Genomic DNA, 5,090 nt, shown 5'->3' with positions numbered 1-5,090 from the left:
GTCATGGCCGAGGCGGCCCGCACGGGCCGGGTGGCGGTGCTGGGCGGCGCGGCGCTGGAGCGCGTGGCGGGTGAGAAGGGCTGGCGCGTGGAGCGCGTCCTTTAAACCGCACGTGTCCTTTCGTCCGTTGACGCGCATCATGGTCAACGGGCGAAAGTCCTGCGCCAGGCGACGTCGGCCGGGTCGTTCCGGCTCCGTTGTTCCCCATCGCAACGGCCCTGTTGCGCTGGCCGGGTACACGGTATAGGAACAGCCAGACCACGCCCCACATCGCGAGGAGACCCATGAAGCAAGCCATAGACGTGTTTCACGAGTACATCGCCCGCAACGGCCTGAAGGTTACCCCGCAGCGCATGCTCATCGTAGAGGTGTTCATGAGTGCTGGCGGGCACCTGACAACCGAGGAACTGTACGAGCGGGTGAAGGCCACGGATCCTTCCGTGGGGCAGGCCACGGTGTATCGCACCATGAAGCTGTTGTGCGATTCCGGCCTGGCCAAGGAAGTACACTTCGGCGACGGAGTGGCCCGTTACGAGCAGAAGTACGGCAGCAAGCACCACGACCATCTCATCTGCGAAGCCTGCGGAGAGAACATCGAGGTGCTGGACGACGAGATAGAACGGCTGCAGGAAGACCTGGCGCGCCGCCATGGCTACGTGCTGACCTCGCACCGCATGTATCTGTTCGGGGTGTGCGGCAAGTGCCGCTCGGACGGAAAGCGCCGCCCCGCGCGTGAAGACTGAGCGGCGTACCTGCCTTCCGCCTCCCCCCTCGCCAACGCATTGCCGGTCGCCTGACCGGCCTGTACCCGCAATATGCCGCAAGATAACGGGCCGCCCTTCGGGCGGCCCGTTTGCGTTGCATACCCGCGGAGGCAGCGCATGGTGGAAACAGGAGTTGTCAGTGATAACCCGGGTTTCCATCTGCGCCTTTCTGCCTCTGGTTCAATATCCCGGAAGTATTGAAAATGTGCTCCATGAGGTGTTTGGCACGCCTCTTGATTATGAGGTGAAGCACACCATCGCACTGCCAGCGGTGGCGGCAAATCGCAAGGAGGAGCACCCTAGCATGGCAACCAACGACAGCAACGTCGTCGTCGACCAGGGGCAATCGCGCCTGTCCGACCTGTGGACCAAGGAAGACTACTGGGCCATCTGGCTCGGTTTCATCATCATCATCGCGGGCATCTGCATCTACCTGCTGAATCCCCCGGCGGAATACGGCGAGAAGATCGCCAAGGCCAACTCCGTCATGGCCGCCGAGGCGCAGCGTGCCCCGTTCAAGACCATCGCCTACTACAAGGCCCAGGACGACAAGGCCAAGGTAAAGGCCATGGACAGCCCCACCGGCAAGGCCGTTTCCGCCTTCCTGAAGAAGCCGGGCGGGTGGAGCAGCAATCCGCTTGATTCCTTTGTCGTCAGCAAGGAAGCCGCCGACGCCAAGGCCGCCGCCAATGCGGAGAAGGCCGTGGAAGCCAAGGCCAAGGCCGATGTCGCCATGGCCGCCGCCGTGGCCGCCGAAGCCTCTGCCGCCGACGCCGCCTTTGCCGACGCCAGCCTGAACGACGGGGCCACGGCCAAGATCGCCGAATGGCGCGCCGCCGCCGCCAAGGCCAAGTCCGCCGCGGACAAGGCCAAGTCCAAGCCCGTTAACCTGTTGACCAGCCTGCCGCTGCTCATGGCGGGCATGGGCCTGTTCTTCGCCATCGGCATGAAGTTCATGGGCAAGTCGGTGCCCGGCTTCCTGCTGGGCTTCGTCGGCGTGTTCGTGGTGGCGTGCCTTGCCACCATGATGGGTGGCCAGGCGACCATGAAGTACTGGGGCATCGGCACCGAAGCCTGGGCCATCATCATCGGCATGCTCATCGCCAACACCGTGGGCACGCCCAAGTGGATCAAGCCCGCCCTGGAAGTGGAATACTTCATCAAGACCGGCCTCGTGCTGCTGGGCGCCGAAGTGCTGTTCGACAAGATCATCGCCATCGGCATTCCCGGCATCTTCGTGGCCTGGGTGGTCACCCCCATCGTGCTCATCAGCACCTTCATCTTCGGCCAGCGCATCCTGAAGATGGAATCCAAGACCCTGAACGTGGTCATCTCGGCGGACATGTCCGTGTGCGGCACCTCTGCCGCCATCGCCACCGCCGCCGCGTGTCGGGCCAAGAAAGAGGAACTGACCCTCTCCATAGGCCTGTCGCTGGTGTTCACCGCCATCATGATGATAGCCATGCCCGCCTTCATCAAGGCCGTGGACATGCCGCAGATTCTCGGCGGCGCCTGGATGGGCGGCACCATCGACGCCACCGGCGCGGTGGCCGCGGCTGGCGCCTTCCTGGGTGAAAAGGCCCTGTACGTGGCCGCCACCATCAAGATGATCCAGAACGTGCTGATCGGCGTCACCGCCTTCGGCGTGGCCGTATACTGGTGCACCCGCGTGGAATGCCGCGAGGGCCATTCGGTGGGCGTGAGCGAAATCTGGCACCGTTTTCCCAAGTTCGTGCTGGGCTTCCTCGCGGCGTCGATCATCTTCTCGCTGATCAGCGGCAGCCTTGGTCCGGACATGGGCAAGGTCCTGCTTGACCAGGGCGTGCTGAAGGGCCTTACCGCCTCCGCGCGCGGCTGGTTCTTCTGCCTTGCCTTCACCGCCATCGGTCTCGCCACCAACTTCCGCGAACTGGCCCACTACTTCAAGGGCGGCAAGCCGCTCATCCTGTACGTGTGCGGCCAGAGCTTCAACCTGGTGCTTACCCTGACCATGGCCTACATCATGTTCTACATCGTGTTCCCCGAGATAACCGCAAAGATCTAGGGGACATGTCGGAGCCCGCCCCAATCCGCGGGGGCGGGCTCCCCCTTCCGGGAGCCTTCATGCGACAATCGTTGCAGCATACTTTCATGGGGCGGCTTGCCGCCTTCGGCGTTTCCGTGGCGGTGCTGTGGGCGCTGTTTTTCGTTGTCGGGCCGCGCGTTGTGGCGCACCTGCCGGCGTTGCAGCACTATGGCGAAGTCCAGGACATCTACGGCATCCGCAGCGGTCAGCTGTACTACACCGATGTCGAGATGTCGCAGCAGGCGGAGATCAACTCCCGCTCCACCTGGCGGTTCACCCCCACCGGGCCCGCGTCTGGTGCATCTGGTGCAACTGGCACGGCCGACTGAGGCTGCGGGGCTGCACACGCCCTGCTGATGGCCCTACGGGCGCGCCCTGTTGAGCCGGTACGTCTGGCGCCGCCGATGTGTCTGGTGTCTCTGGTGCAGTCTGCGCATCCGGCACATCTGGCGCATCCGGCGCATCTGGGGTCTCTGACGTACCCGCGCGTCCGGTGTTCCCCGACGTTCCTTGACGGGGTTCATGACGGCGGCTAGGCTGGCACATCTTCTCATCCCAACGATGCGGCCGGTACCACCGGCCGTTCCCGCGCATGTACATTCCAAAACCGCATACTCTCCAGCACAAGTTCCTTGCCGGTCTGGCCGTTGCGGTCATCGGCCTGGGCGGACTGTTCGCCACGGTGCTGTACATGCACCTGCGCACGGTGCTGGAAGAAGAGGTGCACGCCAAGGCCCACCTGGTCTTCTCGCAGATCGACGCCATCCAGGGCTTCGTGCGCGAGGCGTTGCGCCCGCGCATGATGGAAACCCATCCCGGCGAATTCATCATCGAGGCCATGTCCTCGTCGTACATTTCGCGCCAGGTCATGGACCGCATGGACAGCGACGGCACAGGGCACATCTACCGCCGCGTGGCCATGGGGGCGCGCAATCCGGACTTTGAAGCCACCCCCCACGAGCGCGGGCTGATCAGCCACTTCCGCATGAACCCGGAACAGTCGCTGTGGACCGGCTACGACACGGTGGGCGGCAAGCAGTATTACGTCATCGCCCGTCCGGTGGCCTTTTCCGCACCCTGCATGGTCTGCCACGGCGACCCGGCGGACGCCCCGCCGCAACTGGTGGAAATGTACGGAGACAGGGGGTTTGGCCAGGAACTGGATGGCATTGCCGGGCTGGACTACGTGGGGGTGCCCGTTTCCGACGCGGTGTCGCACCTGCGTCAGTCCATCACCACCTATTTCGCCTTTCTCATCGTGTGCGCGCTGATCTTCTTTTCCTCGGCCAACGTGGTGTTTCGCGTGCTGGTGGTGCGCAACCTGCGCCGCCTGACCGGGGTGTTCCGCCGTACTTTGGGAGAGGGGCCCGATGGAGCGGAAGGGGGAGACGGACCGGATGGAGCAGGCGGGGGCGACGGCGTAAACGGGGGCGTCAGGCCCGCCGCGCTCATTGCGCGGCTGGAACAGGGCGACGAGATCGAGGAGCTTGTGGACGGCATAGAGCAGGTGGCCCACCACCTGGCCGACGCCCGTGCCCGCCTGCAAAGCTACGCCGACAACCTGCGCCAGATGGTGGACGAGCGCACCGCAGAGCTTTCGCGCGAGGCGGGCGAGCGCCGCGCCGACGTGGACCTGTTCGTGAAGCTGTTCGAGGACATGCGCGGCCTGCGCACCCGCGACAAGCTGTGGCGCTACGCCCTGCCGCAGATCGCCCGGCGTTTCGGTGCGCGCCGCATCGCCTACGTGTGCACCTTTGCCTCGCACAATTTCTACGCCTGGCCGGAGCGCGACCGGCGGCCCGACCTGCCCGCGCCGCTGGCCGACGTGCTGACCGGCGGGTGCGCCCTGTTGCGCGGGGCCAGCATCTTCGTGCCGGTGGAAGCCCAGGCCGGAGCAGCGGAAGGTTTGCTGTGCCTGGAATGGGACGACGCCGACGACGCCGCGCGCCAGAACCTGGACGTGCTGGCGGCGCTGGGGCGGCAACTTGGCACCGTTGCCGAAAACCTTTCGGCCCTGGACCGTCTGGTGCGTCACATGGACGTGCTGCAATCGGTGTTCGAGGGCATCCGCGACCCGCTGGCGCTGGTGGACGGCTCCGGTTCGGTGATCATCGCCAACGAGGGCGCCCGGCGCTTGTCGCTGGAGCTTTCCGGCGGGGCCGTACCCTCTGGCGATCTGCTGGCCGCCCTGCGTGGTGGTGACGGCGGCGCGCCGGGCGACAGCCCCGGCGGCGCTCGCGCCATCGGAGCGCACGCTGGCG

General features: G+C 65.4%; 4 protein-coding genes. All 4 read left to right on the top strand.

Features of this window, described 5'->3' with window-relative positions; translation table 11 throughout:
* The first annotated feature begins 284 nt into the window (after positions 1–284).
* Positions 285–743, top strand: coding sequence for a Fur family transcriptional regulator (locus FVW20_RS07255; protein WP_012612496.1), 459 nt, complete (start codon positions 285–287; stop codon positions 741–743).
* A 325-nt stretch (positions 744–1,068) separates the two neighbouring features.
* A complete protein-coding gene (locus FVW20_RS07250) occupies positions 1,069–2,808 on the top strand; it encodes a YeiH family protein (RefSeq protein WP_196608906.1) in 1,740 nt (579 codons plus the stop codon).
* A 59-nt stretch (positions 2,809–2,867) separates the two neighbouring features.
* Complete coding sequence (locus FVW20_RS07245) at positions 2,868–3,158, top strand: hypothetical protein (RefSeq protein ID WP_196608905.1); 291 nt, start codon at positions 2,868–2,870, stop codon at positions 3,156–3,158.
* 263 nt (positions 3,159–3,421) lie between these two features.
* The coding region (locus FVW20_RS07240; RefSeq protein ID WP_196608904.1) for a c-type heme family protein at positions 3,422–5,090 on the top strand (1,669 nt) is incomplete at its 3' end.

Origin of the sequence: Nitratidesulfovibrio oxamicus (genome assembly GCF_015731765.1) — a bacterium.
GTDB lineage: Bacteria > Desulfobacterota > Desulfovibrionia > Desulfovibrionales > Desulfovibrionaceae > Cupidesulfovibrio > Cupidesulfovibrio oxamicus.
The sequence above is the reverse complement of the archived record's forward strand: the minus strand, read 5'-3'. Positions and strand labels throughout refer to the sequence as shown.